This is a genomic window from Paramagnetospirillum caucaseum, assembly GCF_000342045.1.
GTDB classification, from domain to species: domain Bacteria; phylum Pseudomonadota; class Alphaproteobacteria; order Rhodospirillales; family Magnetospirillaceae; genus Phaeospirillum; species Phaeospirillum caucaseum.
This window is the reverse complement of sequence record NZ_AONQ01000016.1, coordinates 56,936-75,058: the sequence shown is the minus strand read 5'-3', so window position 1 is coordinate 75,058 and position 18,123 is coordinate 56,936. Positions and strand designations below refer to the sequence as shown.

Below are 18,123 nucleotides of genomic sequence, written 5' to 3'. Positions count from 1 at the left end.
AACCAGCAGGACTTCATCATGTCCGGCTTCCACAACATCACCGGCTTCGCCGATGGCCGCGTCCACCGGCTGCTGTCCAAATTGGCGCTGATGCATCTGGGCGATCCCTTCCAGCCCTTCATCTACGGCCAGACCAACTATCCCCTGCAGATCGCCGCCAATTTCGACATCCCCCTGCTGATGTATGGCGAGAACGGCGAGGTCGAATACGGCGGCGAGATGAAGAACGCCTTCCGTGCCACCCGCGAGATCAGCGACCACGACCGCCACTATTTCTCCAACCTGCCGCCCGAGGCCTGGGCCGAATACGGCGTTGATCCCAAGGACCTGGTTCCCTACAAGGCTCCGCCCTATGAACGGATCAAGGAAAAGGGCCTGGAGATCCACTTCTTCGGCTACTACCACTTCTGGGACCCGCAGGAGAACTTCTACTACTGCTCCCAGCACACCGCCTTCACGCCCAATCCAGAGCGCAGCGAGGGCACCTATTCCAAGTATGCCAGCCTCGACGACAAGCTGGACTGCCTGCATTACTACCTGATGCATGTGAAGTTCGGCATCGGTCGGACCACCTCGGATACCGCTCACGAGATCCGCGACGGCAAGATCAGCCGTGAGGAAGGCATCGCCCTGGTCAAGCGCTTCGACGGGGAATACCCGCGCAAGTACTTCCAGTTCTGCATGGACTATCTGGACATCACCGAGGAGACTTTCCTGGAGATCTGCGACACCTGGCGCTCGGATCATCTGTGGGAGCAAAGCGGCAACGGCTGGAAGCTGAAGAAGCCCATCTGGGAGGCCGAGGGCTGAACGTGACGTCCGCACCTCCGGTTTACCTGATCCTGTCGGAAGCCAGCCTTCCCGCCGCGGCTTGGGCCATCCTGCGCGGACGCCCCCTGGCGCTGATCGAGATCCAGCCGATGTGGGAACGCAGCAGGCCCTGGCTGGAGCGGGTCGCAGCCAGATGGCTGGCCGAGGGCAAGATGGTCCGGGCGGGGGAGTCCTCGCCCGCCCTGGTCCGTATCCTCGAGAACATCAACTACCACGACATGACCGATCTGTTCCTGACGGTCGAGCCGTGGGTGGAGGCGTATTTCCGCTTCTCCGAGGCCGAAACCGCCAATCCCGCCTATCACCTGCCCTACAAGCACACCTGCTGGGGCGAGATCTACGATTCCGGACGCCTTGCCCACATGGTCGAGCTGATCAACCGGGAAGCCGGTGGCGGGGCCGAGTTCATCGGCATCTCGCCGACCGCCACGCGCATGGCCGAAATCTACGGCAAGCGCCCCATCCACGGGGGAACGCCCTGGACCCTGCTGCGGCTACCGGCCAACCTCCTGATGGCCCTGGTGGTGATGGCCTTCACCCTGCTGTGGGTGGCGCGGCGCGTCGTCGGCCAGTTGCCCGAGGGACGGAGTTTCCTGCTGGGCTCGACCTTCGCCAAGGACATCCGGCTGGTTCACAATCTGGGCGATATCGTGGACAGCCGTGAACAGTGCTGCATCATGTTCCACGACGAAGCGATCCGGGCCGTTGCCAACCGCGACTACGACCTGGCCGGCTTCAGCCAATGCCTGTTCGGCGATGGCCGGTTCCTGCCCGGCCAAGCGATGCAGGCCCTGGGCGGGGCGCTGGCCGATCTGGCTGGCCTGATCGCGGCCTTCTGGCGGCTTCCGCCCCTCACCTTCCTGAAGCTGGCCCGGCTGGCGTGGTACCGCGTCGCCTACCGGGCTCTGTTCCGCCGTCACCGCTTCGCCAATTTCTGGGGCCGCGACGAGATCAACTCGGACCACATGATCCGCAGCCAGGAACTGCGCCGGATCGGCGGCACCTCCATGGGCATGGCCCACGGCATCCCCTCGTCGCAAATCCTGTCGCCGCTGCGGCGCATCCAGGATTACAACGTCTATTTCTGCTTCGGCATGCACCTCTACCAAAAATACTACCATGCCCGCTGGCCAGCCCATATACGGGCGGTGCCGCTGGGCGCCTTCGGCATGAGCCATGCCCAGATGATGCAGATCCGCCGGGAGCGCAGCCGCGACATCATGGTATTCGTGTCCAGCACCCTTAACGACGAGGCCATCGTCGATGTCACGGTGGATCTTGCCCGCCTGATGCCCGAGCGCACCGTGTTCTTCAAGTGCAAGCGGGGCGCGCCGTCGGTGTTCCAGCGCTTCATAGACGGCGATCCGCCTGCCCCACCCAATCTGGTGGTCTCCGATACCGGCATCGACGTGACCTACGAGTTCCTGCGCACCGGCGGCTATGCCGTGGCCACCCATTCCACCCTGGGCGCTGAAGGCATCTATTACGGCACGCCAACCTTCGTGCAGGACAATAATTCACCCGACATGCCGTTCTATTACCGGGAATTCGACCGGTTGTGCTTCACTACGGCGGAGGAACTGGTCGAACGCATCCGCGCCATCGAAGAGGGCCGCGATACCTATCCCTGGCACAATTTCGATGGACTGATCCGCCTGGACAATCGCTTCCCCATGGCAGTGGTCAGGGAAGTGATGGGGTTGCCCCCCAAACCGGACGAGAATATCTGCCTGCCGCTGGCCCACATCCGCGGAGACGCCGTATGATCGGCACCCGGCGCGTCATCGCCCTGATTCCGGCGCGCGGCGGTTCCAAGGGGCTGCCCGGCAAGAATATCACGCCGCTGGGCGGCAAGCCGCTGATCGCCTGGAGCATCGAGGCGGCAAAGGCTTCGCGCTATGTCGACGATGTGGCGGTGACCACCGACGACCCGGCCATCGCCCAGGTGGCTCGGCAATGGGGCGCCACGGTGGTGGACCGCCCAGTCGAGCTGGCCACCGACACCGCCCCCATCGAAGGCGCCCTGTTCCACGCGGTGGACAGCCTGGGCGGCGGCTGGGAGGTTCTGGTGCTGCTGCAGCCGACCTCGCCCCTGCGCAGCGCCGAGGATATCGACCGCTGCGTCGAGACCATGGCCGAGCGCGAGGCACCCTGCGCGTTGACCGTCTGCGACCCCGGCAAGTCGCCCTACTGGATGTATACCCTGGGCGAGGGAGGCCGCATGTGCCCCGTCGTGCCCGGAATCGAGGGCCGCCGCCGCCAGGACCTGCCCGAGGCCTATGCGCTGAACGGCGCGGTCTACGTGGCCGAGATCGCCTGGCTGCGCGCCAACGGCAAATTCATGTCGCCCGAAACCGTGGCCAGCCTGATGCCGCGCGAACGCTCGGTCGATATCGACAGTGCTCACGACTTGATCATCGCCAAGGCGATCATCGCCGCCGCCGGCCAAGTTTGAGACCGTAACCAGGAGGATGTGTCATGGACGTGCTCAAGGGTAACTTCAAGACCAAGAAGGACGTGAAGATCGAAGACGCCGGGGGCGCCGAAACCCTGGAAGACCGCTTCGAGCGCGAGGCCCTGAAGCATCTGGGCGGCTCCATCGCCTTCGTCGCCAAGAAGAAGGTGCTGTGGGACCTGGACGAGGGCGGTAAGTAAGCATGGCGACCATCACCGAGGGACCTGGCGAGCTGGGCCGCAAGCTGGTCGCCAACATGGAGCGCATGACCCGCGACCGGATCGGCGGCGCCGCCCTGGACAATGCCCGCTTCAATCTGCGCTTCAAGGACCACGGCCAATCACTGGCGGCGCTGCGCAAGGAGAAGGTCGGCGAGAACGACGCCGCCATCGTCATCGCCGCCGGGCCTTCGGTGAAGCGCAAGGACCCGCTGAGGGCCATCCGGGAATCCGGTTTCAAGGGAGCCGTGGTCTGCACCGAGAGCGCCCTGCTCTATTGCCTGCGCAATGGCGTCGTTCCCGATCTGACCGTGACGCTCGATCCTCACGCCACCCGCATCGTCCGGTGGTTCGGTGACACCCGGCTGACCCCCGAGAAGCTTGGCGCCGATGATTATTACCGCCGCCAGGACATGGACCCGGCCTTCGCCGACGAGATGAAGGCCAACCAGGAGATCATGGGCCTGCTGAACGAGCACGGCTCCAAGATCCGCATCGCCCTGTCCAGCTCGGCCTCCGAGGCGGTGGTGGAGCGGGTGATGGAAACCGGCATGCAGGTCTACTGGTGGAATCCCATGCTGGACGACCCCGACACCGAAGGCAGCAAGACCCGCGAGCTTTACGCCCTCAACCGCTTTCCCTGCGTCAATGCCGGCGGCAATGTGGGCGCCGCCTGCTGGATGATGGCCTCGGCGGTGCTAGGCAAGAAACAGGTGGCGCTGACCGGTATGGACTTCTCGTATTACGGCGACACGCCCTACCGCAACACCCAGTATTATCACGAGGCGGTCAGCCTGGTGGGTGAGGAAAATCTGGATTCGGTCTATATCCGCATTCCCAATCCCTACACGGGCACTGAATTTTATACCGACCCCGCCTATATGTGGTACCGCGAGACCTTCCTGCAGATGGCAGGCGACGCGCATCCCGAATGCCAGACCTTCAACTGCACCGAAGGCGGCATCTTGTTCGGCGACCCCATCGTCTTCGAACCCCTGGCCGATTTCCTCGGCCGCCACTCATAAGGCTCAGTCCGCTCCATGGCCAAGGTCCTGTTCATCAATCCGGTGGTCCGCGAGGAAGACGTTCCCCGCCACGTTCCCTATGGCATCGCCCTGCTGTCGGCCATCGCCATGGAAAAGGGCCATCTGGTCCAGGTCTTCGACGCCAATGGCTGGCGAGCCGGTGACGACGTCCTGGCCCAGGTCCTGGATGCCGACGACTGGGAGGTGATCGCCCTGGGCGGCATCACCACCGCCTACGGCTCCATCAGGAAGATCGTGCGCGCCGCCCGCGCCCATTGCCCCAATGCCGTGATCGTCCTGGGCGGCGGCGTCATCACCTCGCTGCCCAAGGAGATGATGACCTGGCTGCCCGAAGTGGATGTGGGCTGCATCGGCGAGGGCTTCGTCACTTGGCCGGAGATCCTGGCCACCATCGACACCGGCAGCCACGATTTCTCCAAGGTGCTCGGAACCATTTCACGGGGCGAGGGCGACAGGCTGGTCATCACCGCCGCGCGGCCCCTGATCCACGACCTGGATTCCCTGCCCTATCCGGCCTGGGACCTGTTCCCGCTGGAGGAAGTGTATTTCCCCAATTCCGCCGCCCTGTTCTCGGAAGAGGGCATGCTGGCCAGCCGCCGCCTGGACATCAACATGTCCTATGGCTGCTCCATGATCTGCCGCTACTGCTACCACCTGGGCATCTCGGGCGACATGCGCTACGAGACCGCCGAGGACGGCGAGATCACCGGCGTCAGCTTCGACCGTCCCGGCCAGTACGATCGCACCATCCGCTATCACAGCCCGGATTACGTGGTGCGCCTGGTCAAGCATCTGCACGACAAGTATCAGGTTAATTTCATCACCTTCCTGGATGAGAACCTGATGACCATGGACCAGGCCTCGGGCCGGACCTGGCTCAGGGATATCTGCGGCAAGTGGCACGAGAACGGCTTGGCTCCGAAATTCCACGAGGACGGCAGCTGGGACGGCATCTGCTGGGCCGGCACCAGCCACGCCACCCTGTGCACACCCGGGATCCTGAAGATGATGCGCGCCGCCGGCTGCGCCCATCTGGTCTACGGCTACGAGAGCTTCGCGCCGCATGTGATGAAGCTGATCGGCAAGGGCGCCACGCCCACCACCAACATCCGCAGCTTCTTCGCCACCCTGGAATCCGGCATCCGACCGGTGCCCAACCAGATCATCGGCTTCCCCAACGAGGATTTCCAGTCCATCCGCCTCAACATGGAGGCGTGGACCAAGCTGGGCATCGTGGTCAAGCCCCACTTCGCCACGCCCTATCCAGGATCGGAATGGTTCACCGTCTACCGCCCCGCCATCGAGGCGCAATACGGCGGCAACCTGGAAGCCTTCATCCTGGACCTGGGCGACGCCACCAAGATCACCGCCACCATCAGCCATAATTTCAATGCGGTCGAGCTGCTCGGCCTGCGCGACATGATGCTGAACTTCGACTACCGGCACCTGGACGAGTACGAACGCATCTGGCGCAGGAATCATGGCGTTGCCGGGAATGCGCCATCGACATTGTATCAGGACCCCGCCGACGACGTGGTCGGATCCGTCGCCGCCACCAAGGTATGAGTTCCCAACACCTTGGAATCGTCTTGACGGCGGAGTTCAGTCTATGAACAATCACGCCGCCCGCGGCACCGCCGCTCTCTGAGGGAGGCGGAACTCCGCTCAGAATCAAAGGAAGCGCTTTTCCCATGCAGTCTCTCGTGACCGGTGGTGCCGGCTTTATCGGCAGTCACCTCGTGGACCGCCTCCTTGCCGAGGGGCACAAGGTCCGCGTCATCGACAACTTCGCCTGCGGTCATCGTGACAATCTGAGCCAGCATGCCGGCAACCCCGCGCTGGAAATTCACGAGATCGATATCACCGAGGCTGAAGCAATCCGGCCATTGTTTGAAGGCGTGGACTGGGTCTTCCATCTGGCGGCCATGGCCGACATCGTTCCGTCGATCAAGAACCCGGGCATCTATCACCACGCCAATGTGGACGGGACCATCGCCGTACTGGAAGCGGCCCGCGCCGCCGGCGTGAAGCGGTTCCTCTATACCGCATCGTCGTCGGCCTACGGTTTTCCCGACACCTTCCCGACACCGGAAACCGCCCCGCCCCGGCCCATGTATCCCTACGCCCTGACCAAGTGGGTCGGCGAGCAATACGTGCTGCATTGGGGCCAGACCTATGACATGCCGGTCGTCAGCCTGCGCCTGTTCAACGTCTATGGACCGCGCCACCGCACCGCAGGCACCTATGGCGCCATGTTCGGAGTGTTCCTGGCCCAGAAACTGGCCGGCAAGCCCTATACCGTGGTTGGTGACGGTACCCAGACTCGAGACTTCACCTTCGTCACCGACGTGGCCGATGCCTTCTTCACCGCCGCCTCTTCCGATCTCTGCAACGAGGTGATGAATGTGGGCTCCGACGGCACCTATGCCGTCAACCGCATCGTCGAACTGTTGCAGGGCGAGGTGTTGCACATCCCCAAGCGGCCGGGTGAGCCGGACTGCACCTGGGCCGACATCTCGAAGATCAAGCGCCTGCTCGGCTGGAGCCCCAAGGTGTCGCTCGAGCAAGGTGTCGGTGAATTGCTCAAGCATATCGATTGCTGGTCGGATGCGCCGGTCTGGACGCCCGACACCATCAAGACCGCCACGGTCGACTGGTTCAAATATCTCGGCAAGGGGGAGCCGACATGACGGCCCGTGACAAGATCAAGACACTGGCCGAGCTGGCCGAACTGGCCGCCACCGCCCGCAATGAAGGCCGCAAGGTGGTGCTTTGCCACGGCGTCTTCGACCTGCTGCACATGGGCCATGTCCGCCATTTCGAAGCGGCGCACAGCCATGGCGACGTGCTGATCGTCACCCTGACCGCCGACCGCTTCGTCAACAAGGGACCGGGCCGCCCGATCTTCCCGGAATTGTTGCGGGCCGAGATGGTCGCGGCGCTGGGCTATATCGACTGGGTCGGCATCAACCACGATTCCAGCGCCGAGCCCGTCCTCAACACCATCATGCCCGATGTCTACGTCAAGGGATCGGACTACGAGAATCCGGAAGAGGACGTCACCGGCAAGATCGTCTCCGAACGCGACACGGTGGAACGCCACGGCGGTCGCCTAGTGTTCACCAAGGACATCACCTTCAGCTCGTCCTCGCTGATCAACAAGTATCTCGACGTTTACGACTCGCCCTTGCGCGACTATCTCGAAGACTTCCGCCAGCAGGGCGCCGGGGCCGAGATCGCCGCCCTGATCGAGAAGGTCAAGGATTACCGGGTGCTGCTGGTCGGTGACACCATCATCGACGAATATCAGTATGTGGGACCCCTGGGAAAGTCGCCCAAGGAAAACATGATCGCCACGCTCTACCGCGAGAAGGAGATCTTCGCCGGCGGCGTCATCGCCGCAGCCAACCACGTCGCCAATTTCTGCCGCGAGGTCGAAGTGGTGACGGTATTGGGCGAGAACGACAGCTACGAGGATTTGGTTCGCGCCAGCGTCCATCCCAACGTCAAGCTTCACATCCTGCGCCGTCCCAACGTCCCCACCACCCGCAAATGCCGGTTCGTCGACCCCTCGTATATGCGCAAGCTGTTCGAAGTCTATCACATGGACGACAGCTATTACGGGGCCCGCATCGAGTCCCAGGTGGCGGATCTGGTGGCTGAGCGCGCCCAGGACTGCGATCTCACCATCATCACCGATTTCGGCCACGGTCTGCTGACCATGCCGGTCATCGACGCCGCGACGCGCAACGCACGCTTCCTGGCAGTCAATGCCCAGAGCAACAGCGCCAATATGGGCTTCAACCTGATCACCCGCTATCCGCGCGCCGATTACATCTGCATCGATATGCCGGAGATCCGCCTGGCCCTGGGCGACCGCGTCACCGATGTCGCCACCCTTGCCTCCGAAACGCTTCCCCAGCGGGTGGCCTGCTCGCGGGTGATGATCACCATGGGGTCGCACGGCTGCGCCGCATGGCAGCCGGAACATGGCGTCCATCGTATCCCCGCCTTCACCAAGACGGTCATCGACACGGTCGGCGCCGGCGACGCCTTCCTGGCGGTGACCTCGCCGCTGGTGGCGGCGGGCGGGCGCATGGATCATGTGGGCTTTGTCGGCAATGCCGCGGGCGCCATCAAGGTCGGTATCGTCGGCCACCGCCGCTCGGTGGAAAAGCCGCCGCTGGTCAAATTCATCACCACTCTGCTCAAGTAGGATGAGATCTCCCATGTCGAACAGGACCTGGAACGTGATGGTCACCGGCGGCGCCGGTTACGTGGGCTCGGTGCTGGTGCCCAAGCTGCTTGAGGCCGGCCACAAGGTGACGGTGCTCGACCTGTATCTCTACGGCGAGGTGTTCGAGGGTCTCAAGGGCCATGCCGGCCTGCGCGAGATCAAGGGCGACATCCGCGACATCAGCAAGGTGGAAGAAGCACTGTCGGGCTGCGACGCGGTCATCCATCTGGCCTGCATCTCCAATGATCCCTCCTACGACCTCGACCCCAACCTGGGCCGCTCCATCAACCATGACGCCTTCCGCCCCCTGGTCCAGGCGGCCAAGCGGGCCGGCGTGGAGCGCTTCATCTACGCCTCGTCGTCATCGGTCTACGGCATCAAGGACGAGCCCGAGGTCACCGAGGATTTGAGCCTGGAGCCGCTCACCGACTATTCCAGGTTCAAGGCCCTGTGCGAGCAGGAATTGCTGGAGGAGCGCGCACCCGGCTTCACCGTCTGCACCATCCGCCCCTCCACCGTCTGTGGCTTTGCCCCGCGCCAGCGCCTCGACGTGGTGGTCAATATCTTCACCAACCAGGCGGTGAACAACGGCAAGATCCGCGTCACCGGCGGCCCGCAGAAGCGGCCCAACATCCACATCGAGGACATGGCTGCCGTCTACCTCTACCTGCTGGACCAGCCGGCCGGGAAGATCGACGGCAAGATCTGGAACGCCGGCGACACCAACTTCCCCATCTCGCAGTTGGCCGAGATCGTGCGTAAGGTGGTGGGCGAGCATGTGGAAATCGAGACGCTGCCGACCAACGATCCCCGCTCCTACCATGTGTCGGGCAAGAAGATCCGCGACGACATCGGCTTCGAGCTGAAATACACCATCGAGGACGCGGTGCGCGGCTTGGCCGAGGCCATGAAGAGCGGCAAGCTCACCGACCCCCTGAACAACCCCATGTACTTCAACATCAAGCGCATGCAGCAGGTCGAGCTGAAGTAGTGCGCATCGGCATCGACTTCGACAACACCATTGCCAGCTACGATTCCGCGTTCCGGTCGGTGGCTGCGGAGTGGGGGCTGTTGCCGGAGGGTTTTACCGGCGGCAAGCATCAGGTGCGGGAGGTCATCCGTCGATTGCCCGACGGCGAGACCGCCTGGATGCGGCTGCAAGGGCGGATGTACGGCCACCATATGCCGCTGGCCCAGCCCATGCCGGGAGTGATGGATTTCCTGCGCCGGGCCAAGGCCGGCGGCGCCGAGCTGGTGGTGGTCAGCCACAAGACGCAGTACGGCCATTTCGATCCCGACCGCGTAGACCTGCGTCAGGCGGCGCGGGACTGGTTGGAGGCCAACGGCTTTTTCGAACTCATCGCGCGCGAGCGGGTATATTTCGAGAAGACCAGGGAGGAGAAGGTGGCCCGCATCGCCGCCATGGACCTCGACGCCTTTGTCGACGACCTGGAAGAGGTGTTCCGCGAGCCGGGGTTTCCCGCCCGCACCGAGGCCTGCCTGTTCGCCGCCGGCCATCAGAACCTGCCCCAGGGGCCATTTCTCGCCTTCGCCGATTTCTCCGCCATCTCCAGGCATCTGCTGACTCCGCTGGAAGCCGCCGCCCGCATGAGGGGAAGCCCCGTCTCGGGTCTGAGCCGGGCCAATGGCGGCGGCAACAACCGGCTTTACCGGGTGGAGACGGCCCAAGGCACCTTGGCTTTGAAGTCCTACCCATCCCTGGCCGAGGATTCCCGTGACCGGCTGGGTACCGAATTCACTGCCCTGGCCTTCCTTGGCTCCCACGGGGTGGCGGAGGTGCCGCGGGCCCTTGCCGCCGAGCCCTCGGACGGCTTCGCGCTGTATTCCTGGATCGAAGGCCAGCCGGTGACCGGTTCCGGCGAGGGGGACATCGACGCCGCCCTGGCCTTTGCCCACCGCCTGCATGGGCTGCGGGAGGCCGAAGGCGCCCAGGCACTGCCCCCCGCCTCGGAAGCCTGCCTGTCGGGGATGGAATTGGTTGCCCAGATCAGCTGGCGTCTGGAACGGCTGACGGAAGTGGCCCCCGGATACCCTGAACTGGCCGCCTTCCTGGAGAGGTTCTCCGCCGCCCAGGCCCGGCTGGTGGACACCGCCGGACGGAACATGGATCTGGCCGCCGAACTGCCACCCCGCCATCGCACCCTGTCGCCCTCTGATTTCGGCTTCCACAACGCGCTGCGGCGGCCCGATGGCGGCCTGACCTTCCTGGATTTGGAATATTTCGGCTGGGACGATCCGGTCAAGCTGACCGCCGATTTCGTGCTGCATCCCGGCATGAACCTGACAGCGGTACAGAAGGAACGGTTCCTGGACGGGGCAGGGCGGCTCTACGGCGCCGATCCCGCCTTCGACCTTCGCCTCAGGCTGTTCCTGCCGCTCTACGCGCTCCGCTGGTGCATGATCATCCTGAACGAGTTCCTGCCCGAACGCTGGGTCCGGCGCGCCCTGGCGGGCGCCGGCGACCGCCGGGCCGCCGAGGCCCGCCAGCTCGCCAAGGCCCAAGCCCTTCTTTCCGCCACCCTGGAAGCACATCCATGACGCTGCGCAACGATACGCCACCCCTGGACAACCGCTCGAAGATGCTCCGGCGTCTGGTCATCGACGCCCTGGACGGCGGTGGCCGGGGCCATCTCGGCTCGTCCCTGTCGCTGATCGAAATCGTACGGGTTCTCTACGACGACATCTTGCGCCACCGACCCCAAGAGCCCAAATGGGAAGGCCGTGACCGTTTCATCCTTTCCAAGGGCCATGGATGCCTGGCGCTCTACGCCATTCTTGCCGACAAGGGCTATTTCCCCGTGGAGGAACTGCGCCGGTTCTGTCACCGCGACAGCTATCTCGGCGGCCATCCCGAGGCCGGCAAGATCCCCGGCGTCGAAGCCTCGACCGGCGCGCTGGGCCACGGCCTGTCCATCGGCGTCGGCATGGCCCTGGCGGCGCGCATCAAACGGAGCGGAACACGGGTCTTCGTCGCCATGGGTGACGGCGAGATCAACGAGGGCAGCGTCTGGGAAGCGGCCATGAGCGCCGGCAAGCACGGGCTCGACAATCTGGTGGCCATGGTCGATTACAACAAGATCCAATCCTACGGCTTCGTCTCCGAGGTCCAGCCCCTCGAGCCCCTGGCCGACAAGTGGCGGGCCTTCGGCTTCGCCGCCATCGAGGTGGACGGCCACGACACCAACGCTCTCAGGCAGGTTCTGGCCGCCCCCGCCGAGACGGGCAAGCCGACTGCGATCATCTGCCACACCATCAAGGGGCGCGGCATTCCCTTCGCCGAGAACGAGCCTTCCTGGCATCACAAGTCCAAGATCGCCCCCGACCAGATCAGCGCCATGTATGCCGCTTTGGAGAACACCTGATGCGCCAGACCGCCCTCGACCAGGTTTACGAACTGGCCAAGCGCGACCAGCGTGTGGTCTTCGTCGGCTCCGATCTCGGCGTCGGCACCTTGAAGAAATTCAAGGCCGAGATGCCGGATCGCTTCTTCATGGAAGGCGTGGCCGAACAGAACATCATCGGCATGGCCGCCGGACTGGCCATGGAGGGGTTCATCCCCTACGTCAACACCATCGCCACCTTCCTGACCCGGCGCTGCTACGAGCAGGTCGCCGTCGATCTCTGCCTGCACAAGCTGCCGGTGCGGCTGTTGGCCAGCGGCGGCGGCGTGGTCTATGCCCCCCTGGGACCGACCCATCTGGCCATCGAGGACATGGCCATCCTGCGGGCGCTGCCCAACATGACGGTCATCGCCCCGGTGGATGCCGAGGAGATGACCCGCCTGATTCCCGCCACCCTGGACTATCCCGGCCCGGTCTATGTCCGCTTCGGCAAGGGCGGAGACCCGGTGGTGTCCAAGGCCGCACACGGCTTTGCCATCGGCACGGCCATCACCCTGAAGCCCGCCGGTCGGGTCGGCATGATCTCCACCGGCGTGATGAGTGAACGCTGCCTGCGGGCCGCCGGCCTGCTGGCTGAATCCGGCATCGAGGCCGGTGTCCTTCATTGCCATACGGTCAAGCCGCTGGATGTGGCCGCCATCGCCGATCTGGCGGCCCAGGTGGACCTGCTGGTCACCGTCGAGGAGCATGTGCTCACCGCCGGCCTGGGAAGCGCCGTGCTGGAGGCCCTGGCAGACCGGGGTGGACGACTGTCCAGAATCCTGCGCCTGGCGCTGCCCGATTCCTTCACCCGCACCTATGGCTCACAGGACAGCATGCTGGAACTGTACGGCCTGCACCCCGAGGGTATCGCCGCCAGCGTCCTCGGACGGTTGAACCAGACCTGACCGGCCCATCACCGCCTCCATCCAGAGCCGCCAGTCGGCGCTATCGTGAGCCCAACCCGAGGAAACTCCATCCATGGCCACCCTGTACAGCGCTCTTAAATTCCTGGGCTTCCCGGACCAGCTGACGGCCCTTCGGGAAGGCCGCGTGGCGGCGCCCGTACACATCAGAATCAAGCCTATCAACCATTGCAATCACCATTGCTGGTACTGCGCCTATCGCACCGATGATCTCAAGCTCGGCGAGGACATGGACGAGAACGACCAGATCCCCGCCGCCAAGATGATGGAAATCGTCGATGACATCGTCGCCATGGGAGTCAGGGCCGTCACATTCTCGGGCGGCGGCGAGCCACTGCTTTACAAGACCCTGCCCGAGGTGATCGAAAGACTGGCCGCGGGCGGGGTCAAGGTGGCGACGCTCACCAACGGATCGAACCTCAAGGGCCGGGTCGCCGAAGCCTTCGCCCGCCACGGCACCTGGGTCCGCGTCTCGGTGGATGCCTGGGACGACGAAAGCTATGTCGCCTCGCGCGGGGCCAAGGACGGCGAGTTCACCCGCCTGATGGCCAACATGCGCAATTTCGTCGCCACCGGCACCAAATGCGTTCTGGGCGTCTCGTTCATCATCGGCAAGAACAACTACCGCCGCGTGGCCGAGGTGGTGGAGATGTTCCGCGAGGTCGGCGTCAACCACGTCAAGCTGTCCGCTGCGGTGGTGGCCAACGACGTGACGGCCAACAACGCCTATCATCGCGAGCTGATGGAAGTGGTCACCAGCCAGATCGACCAGGCCATGGCCCTGCAGACCGACACCTTCCGGGTGCTGAACCATTTTCATGAAACCGAGGAACGCTTCGAGAAGAGCTATACCACCTGCCCGTTCCTGCAATTCCTCACCGTCATCGGGGCCGATCTTTCGGTTTACACCTGCCAGGACAAGGCATATACCGCCGAGGGAACCTTGGGGTCGATCCGTGATCGTTCGTTTCGTGACTACTGGTTCTCGGAAGAAAACCGCCAAAAGCTCTTCGCTTTCGATCCATCCCAGATGTGCCGCCACCACTGCGTGACCCACACCAAGAACCTGGCGCTGCACGAAGTCCTGTCCATCGACCCGGACCATGGCGTATTCGTCTGATGAGAAACGGTGGGTGACAGCCGCCAGCGCGGCGCCCTTCCTGACACAGATATAGGAGTGACGGAACAATGGGTATCAGCCCGTTCATCGCTGAGGGCCTAGCACAACTGGCCGCCGACGGCCATTTCAAGGACTCCCGCTCGTTGCTGGAATTCGGACCGCAGACCGTCGTCGCCATGAAGGACCATACCTACTACTTCGATCTGGCCCGGCGAGTGGGTGGACCGCAGGCGGCGCAGGACTTCGCCGGGGTCGCCCATGACGGCAAGGCCTTCAGGCCCGATGCCCAGAAAGCGCTCTACCGCCTGTTTGGCATCGAGGAATACGCCAGTGTCGATCTGCTGGACCCCACCGCCACCTACAACCACAACCTCAATGATCCGCTCGTCCTCGACCGCCAATTCGACATCGTCACCGACTTTGGCACTGGTGAGCACGTCTTCAACATCGGCCAGAACTTCGTCAACGCCCATAATGCCCTCAAGGTGGGCGGCCTGTGGCTGGCCCAGTGGCCAACTCTGGGCGGCTATCACCACGGCTTCTACAACATCCACAACATCTGGTACCGCAGCTTGGCGAAGTTCAGCGGCTACGAACTGGTGATGCTGCTGCACTCCTCGGACGTGGTCGTCACCGCCATGGCCTGCGAGCGTCAGAAGCGCCTGGTCAAGGCCCAGGATATCCGCACCCGTGAGCCCCGGCGCATGTCCATGTCGTTCTACCTTGCCGACGTGCTTGCCACCTTAAGCCGGGGCGAGCGTGTCTCGGCGGTGATCCTGGCTGCCCTGCGCAAGACCAAGGATGGCCCCCTGGTCTGGCCGCAGCAGGTCAACAAGTATGCCAAGCCAAGATAGTCGCTTCTTCTGATGCTCGGCCCCCAGGAAACACTGCCTTGAGCCAAATAGACGTCCTTGACCGCGACAACAAGGTAACCCGGCGCGACTATGTCGGTCGGGTAACCGCGCACGACAAGGCGGGGGGCCGCATTCTTGACGTTGGCTGTGGCAAGGCCCATCTGCCCTACGAGTTTACCCAGGCAGTCACGGGAGTAGAGGTTGCCAGTCTCGACATTTCGGACGACGACATCGCCGATTCCAAGGAAGAGGCGCGCTCCGATCCGGTGGTCGGCAACGGCACCTCGCGGCCCTGGCCCGACGGACGCTTTGATTTCGTCATCTCCATCAATACCCTGCACAACCTGATGAATTTCGATCTGTTCAAGTCGGACCGGAACGAGCGGGAGAAGGCCAACCTGCTGTATTGGCCGTTGACCTGCGAAACCGTCCACCCCCCCGCGGAATGGGTCTGGTTCGCCGGACAGGCCGGTTATACCGGCGACCTCGGCTTCATCTCTTTCGAGTAGTGACCCCATGAGCATCCTCACGCCTGCCAAGCGCGTCCTCAGTACCCTCAAGGAAAGGGTCATGAGGGCCATCGTCAACAACTACCTCCTGGAGGACGAGCTGCTCGTCCGCCGGTTCAAGCGGCACCCCCACACCCTGCATCTTCATCCTACGAACATCTGCAACGCCCGCTGCGTATTCTGCTCGTATCGCCACAGTACAGAGGAAAAGATCGTCGCCGAAACCCGCGAATTCTGCCGGGCCATCGACGACTGGATGTCCAAGGTCACCGGCGACACCCGCCTGGAGGTGGGAACCAATAACGGTGACGCACTGGTCGATCCCGATCTGATCACCAAGCTGCGTTACGCCAAGGACAAGGGGGTGACCACCATCTTCTTTCCCACCAACGGCATCCTGCTCAAACGCGGCAATCTGTGCGAGGAACTGGTGCAGGTGGTGGACAACATCGCCATCAGCATCCCTGGTTTCGACCGCGAGGATTACAAGCTGGTTTACGGCGTTGATAAGGCCGACGAGGTTCTGGAGGGTGTGATCAAATTGGCGGAGGCCAAGCGTGCCGCCAACAGCCCGATCAAGATCGAACTCTACCCACGGATCGACCGCCCCTGGGAGGAGGTCCTCCAGGACGAGGGCATGAAGCGACTGGAGCCCTATATCGCCGATGGCACTCTGATCATTCCCCCCGAGCAGATCCGCAACGAGGAAATGTTCACCTGGGGCGGCGTCATTACCGATGACGACATGCCTGGTACCATGAAGTTACGTCACCGCGAATTCGACCCCAAGCGGCGGCCCTGCCGCAACCCGCTGAAAGACGTGTCGATTCTGCCCGACGGCCAGGTCCGTGTCTGTTCGTGCCAGTATATGAACACCAATTATGACGAGCTGGTGATCGGCGACACCCGCGAGGCGTCGCTGGACGACATTCTGTTCGCCCCGCGTCACCGTCAGGTATTGAAGGACATGGCCAGCGGCAATTGGGCGCCGGTCTGCGCCAATTGCTCCATCTTCGAGCCGGTCCGACTTTCTCTGCGCGAGAGCTTCGCCTGGACCCTGGAGCTGATACGGCTCAGGCTAGCCCGCCGGTTCGGTCTCCGCTGGATCGGGGAATGAGGGAATGGCCCCGATAAAACGGCTTTTCCCGCTTATCGCGCGCCTGATCGCCTGGCCGGTTCTTGCGGTCCTGATCTGCCTGGAGCCGATCATACGGGTGCGCATCACTCATTTGTGGACCGCCCGCATCGGCCATCTGGCGCTAAACACCCTTATCTACGCGGCGGCGCGACGGCGCCTGGGGCCGGAGAAACGGACCTTCCGTATCTTCTTCGGCGCAAACCCCTGCAATCGGCAGCTGTTCAACATGTGGAAGCGAGTGCTTCCGGTCATTGAATCAAGGGTTCTATCCGCCATCTACCATTATGCCGGACAGCGCGTCCAGAAATCCCGGGTATTCGCGCCACTCGACTGCAATGCAGGCCTCCACAAGAACATCGCCCTATGTAACGGCGTCCTCTCCTTCACCGAAGAGGAGGAGCGCCTAGGCCACGAACTCTTGCAGCGCATGGGGCTCGGCCCCGACGATTGGTTCGTCTGCTTCACGTCCCGCGATCCCAGCTTTCATGAGGCCCGCGTCGGCCACGACGACAAGGATCACCGCAACTGCACCGTCGAATCCTATCTCGACGCGGCGCGGCTGGTGACCGAGCGGGGTGGCTTTGCCATTCGCATGGGCGCTATGGTGGATTCGCCGCTGCCCGATATCGGCAATCCCCGCATCATCGATTACGCCTCGAAGTTTCGTAGCGATTTTGGCGATATCTACCTTCTGGGCAAGTGCCTGTTCCTTCTGGGTTCGCCCACCGGAACCATTTCCATTCCCTCGTTGTTCGGCAGGCCGGTCGCCATGGCCAACAACCTCCCTTATATGGCCATGCCCGGAAACCCCATCTCTTTGCTGGTGCCCAAGCTGATCCGCGAGCCTACCGGCGAACTGATGACGTTTGCAGAGTTGCATCGCCAGGGCATGTTCAATTGCAATCCCGGAGCCAACAAGGAACCGTGGGTTTGGGACCAGTCGGAGTTCTATGCCCGCACCGGTCGCTGGCCGGTGGACAATACCGACGAGGAAATCCTGGATCTGTGCCGTGACATGTTCGACCGTCTGGACGGTCGCGCGCCCGACCCCGAGGCCGCCCGGCTGCAACGCCTTTACAAGGAGCGTTTCTGGGCGGAAGTCCCCGAGGTCGTGGAGTATGGCCCCGACATCGGTCCGAGCTTCGCGCTGAAATACCGCCATTTGATCGAGGCCAGTTGACCCCCGGTCAAAACCTGGCCCGGCGCATCCGCCTTGATGGGCTGGTTTGAATCGGATACTAAGGGCGCGAACTGCCCCAGTTCTTGGACGAATGCGCCATGTTCCCCATGGGCTGCCCCCCTAGAGCGGGATGGGGTTAGGTTGATACGCTTCGACGGTGACGATTTGCGAGACGCTGCCAGGAAAACACCGCCGAGCGTAGCGGGGC

The 18,123-nt window shown here is 63.3% G+C and carries 16 protein-coding genes and 1 pseudogene; all 17 read left to right on the top strand.

Features of this window, described 5'->3' with window-relative positions; all coding sequences use genetic code 11:
* Positions 1–810, top strand: a pseudogene (locus tag H261_RS07895) (N-acetyl sugar amidotransferase); the annotation flags it as partial.
* Between the two features lie 2 nt (positions 811–812).
* Positions 813–2,597 (top strand): hypothetical protein, encoded by a 1,785-nt coding sequence (locus H261_RS07890; RefSeq protein ID WP_008616220.1) that lies wholly within the window; start codon positions 813–815, stop codon positions 2,595–2,597.
* Positions 2,594–3,286 carry an acylneuraminate cytidylyltransferase family protein gene (locus tag H261_RS07885; protein ID WP_008616218.1) on the top strand — a complete coding sequence of 231 codons (693 nt, stop codon included), beginning with the start codon at positions 2,594–2,596 and terminating at the stop codon, positions 3,284–3,286. The genes H261_RS07890 and H261_RS07885 overlap by 4 nt, the downstream gene beginning before the upstream one ends.
* Before the next feature lie 23 nt (positions 3,287–3,309).
* Complete coding sequence (locus H261_RS25400) at positions 3,310–3,486, top strand: hypothetical protein (RefSeq protein WP_161625016.1); 177 nt, start codon at positions 3,310–3,312, stop codon at positions 3,484–3,486.
* Positions 3,487–3,488: 2 nt separating this feature from the next.
* A complete protein-coding gene (locus H261_RS07880) occupies positions 3,489–4,529 on the top strand; it encodes a 6-hydroxymethylpterin diphosphokinase MptE-like protein (protein ID WP_008616213.1) in 1,041 nt (346 codons plus the stop codon).
* 15 nt (positions 4,530–4,544) lie between these two features.
* A complete protein-coding gene (locus H261_RS07875; RefSeq protein ID WP_008616211.1) occupies positions 4,545–6,116 on the top strand; it encodes a B12-binding domain-containing radical SAM protein in 1,572 nt (523 codons plus the stop codon).
* A 125-nt stretch (positions 6,117–6,241) separates the two neighbouring features.
* Positions 6,242–7,240: an SDR family oxidoreductase gene (locus tag H261_RS07870; protein ID WP_008616209.1), complete on the top strand. Its 999-nt coding sequence runs from the start codon at positions 6,242–6,244 to the stop codon at positions 7,238–7,240.
* On the top strand, positions 7,237–8,766 hold the full coding sequence (locus tag H261_RS07865) for a PfkB family carbohydrate kinase (RefSeq protein ID WP_008616198.1): 1,530 nt from the start codon (positions 7,237–7,239) through the stop codon (positions 8,764–8,766). The genes H261_RS07870 and H261_RS07865 overlap by 4 nt, the downstream gene beginning before the upstream one ends.
* A gap of 13 nt (positions 8,767–8,779) precedes the next feature.
* Positions 8,780–9,778, top strand: coding sequence for an NAD-dependent epimerase/dehydratase family protein (locus H261_RS07860; RefSeq protein WP_008616196.1), 999 nt, complete (start codon positions 8,780–8,782; stop codon positions 9,776–9,778).
* Positions 9,778–11,346: an aminoglycoside phosphotransferase family protein gene (locus H261_RS23290; protein ID WP_008616194.1), complete on the top strand. Its 1,569-nt coding sequence runs from the start codon at positions 9,778–9,780 to the stop codon at positions 11,344–11,346. Before H261_RS07860 ends, H261_RS23290 begins: the two co-directional genes overlap by 1 nt.
* Positions 11,343–12,170, top strand: coding sequence for a transketolase (locus tag H261_RS07850; protein ID WP_008616192.1), 828 nt, complete (start codon positions 11,343–11,345; stop codon positions 12,168–12,170). The genes H261_RS23290 and H261_RS07850 overlap by 4 nt, the downstream gene beginning before the upstream one ends.
* Positions 12,170–13,096, top strand: a complete 927-nt coding sequence (locus H261_RS07845; RefSeq protein WP_008616191.1) for a transketolase family protein — start codon at positions 12,170–12,172, stop codon at positions 13,094–13,096. Before H261_RS07850 ends, H261_RS07845 begins: the two co-directional genes overlap by 1 nt.
* Before the next feature lie 73 nt (positions 13,097–13,169).
* Positions 13,170–14,234, top strand: a complete 1,065-nt coding sequence (locus H261_RS07840) for a radical SAM protein (protein ID WP_008616190.1) — start codon at positions 13,170–13,172, stop codon at positions 14,232–14,234.
* Positions 14,235–14,302: 68 nt separating this feature from the next.
* A complete protein-coding gene (locus H261_RS07835; RefSeq protein ID WP_008616189.1) occupies positions 14,303–15,088 on the top strand; it encodes a hypothetical protein in 786 nt (261 codons plus the stop codon).
* Positions 15,089–15,126: 38 nt separating this feature from the next.
* Positions 15,127–15,597: a class I SAM-dependent methyltransferase gene (locus H261_RS07830; protein WP_008616188.1), complete on the top strand. Its 471-nt coding sequence runs from the start codon at positions 15,127–15,129 to the stop codon at positions 15,595–15,597.
* Positions 15,598–15,658: 61 nt separating this feature from the next.
* The gene (locus H261_RS07825; protein WP_008616187.1) at positions 15,659–16,714 is read left to right on the top strand and encodes a radical SAM/SPASM domain-containing protein; all 1,056 of its coding nucleotides are present in this window, start codon (positions 15,659–15,661) and stop codon (positions 16,712–16,714) included.
* Positions 16,715–16,718: 4 nt separating this feature from the next.
* Positions 16,719–17,915, top strand: a complete 1,197-nt coding sequence (locus H261_RS07820) for a TIGR04372 family glycosyltransferase (protein ID WP_008616186.1) — start codon at positions 16,719–16,721, stop codon at positions 17,913–17,915.
* Positions 17,916–18,123: the final 208 nt, after the last annotated feature.

Coding starts and splice junctions, on each gene's coding strand:
- H261_RS07885 (WP_008616218.1), top strand. CDS start 2,594: ATGATCGGCACCCGGCGCGTCATCGCCCTGATTCCGGCGCGCGGCGGT.
- H261_RS25400 (WP_161625016.1), top strand. CDS start 3,310: ATGGACGTGCTCAAGGGTAACTTCAAGACCAAGAAGGACGTGAAGATC.
- H261_RS07880 (WP_008616213.1), top strand. CDS start 3,489: ATGGCGACCATCACCGAGGGACCTGGCGAGCTGGGCCGCAAGCTGGTC.
- H261_RS07875 (WP_008616211.1), top strand. CDS start 4,545: ATGGCCAAGGTCCTGTTCATCAATCCGGTGGTCCGCGAGGAAGACGTT.
- H261_RS07870 (WP_008616209.1), top strand. CDS start 6,242: ATGCAGTCTCTCGTGACCGGTGGTGCCGGCTTTATCGGCAGTCACCTC.
- H261_RS07865 (WP_008616198.1), top strand. CDS start 7,237: ATGACGGCCCGTGACAAGATCAAGACACTGGCCGAGCTGGCCGAACTG.
- H261_RS07860 (WP_008616196.1), top strand. CDS start 8,780: ATGTCGAACAGGACCTGGAACGTGATGGTCACCGGCGGCGCCGGTTAC.
- H261_RS07850 (WP_008616192.1), top strand. CDS start 11,343: ATGACGCTGCGCAACGATACGCCACCCCTGGACAACCGCTCGAAGATG.
- H261_RS07845 (WP_008616191.1), top strand. CDS start 12,170: ATGCGCCAGACCGCCCTCGACCAGGTTTACGAACTGGCCAAGCGCGAC.
- H261_RS07840 (WP_008616190.1), top strand. CDS start 13,170: ATGGCCACCCTGTACAGCGCTCTTAAATTCCTGGGCTTCCCGGACCAG.
- H261_RS07835 (WP_008616189.1), top strand. CDS start 14,303: ATGGGTATCAGCCCGTTCATCGCTGAGGGCCTAGCACAACTGGCCGCC.
- H261_RS07825 (WP_008616187.1), top strand. CDS start 15,659: ATGAGGGCCATCGTCAACAACTACCTCCTGGAGGACGAGCTGCTCGTC.
- H261_RS07820 (WP_008616186.1), top strand. CDS start 16,719: ATGGCCCCGATAAAACGGCTTTTCCCGCTTATCGCGCGCCTGATCGCC.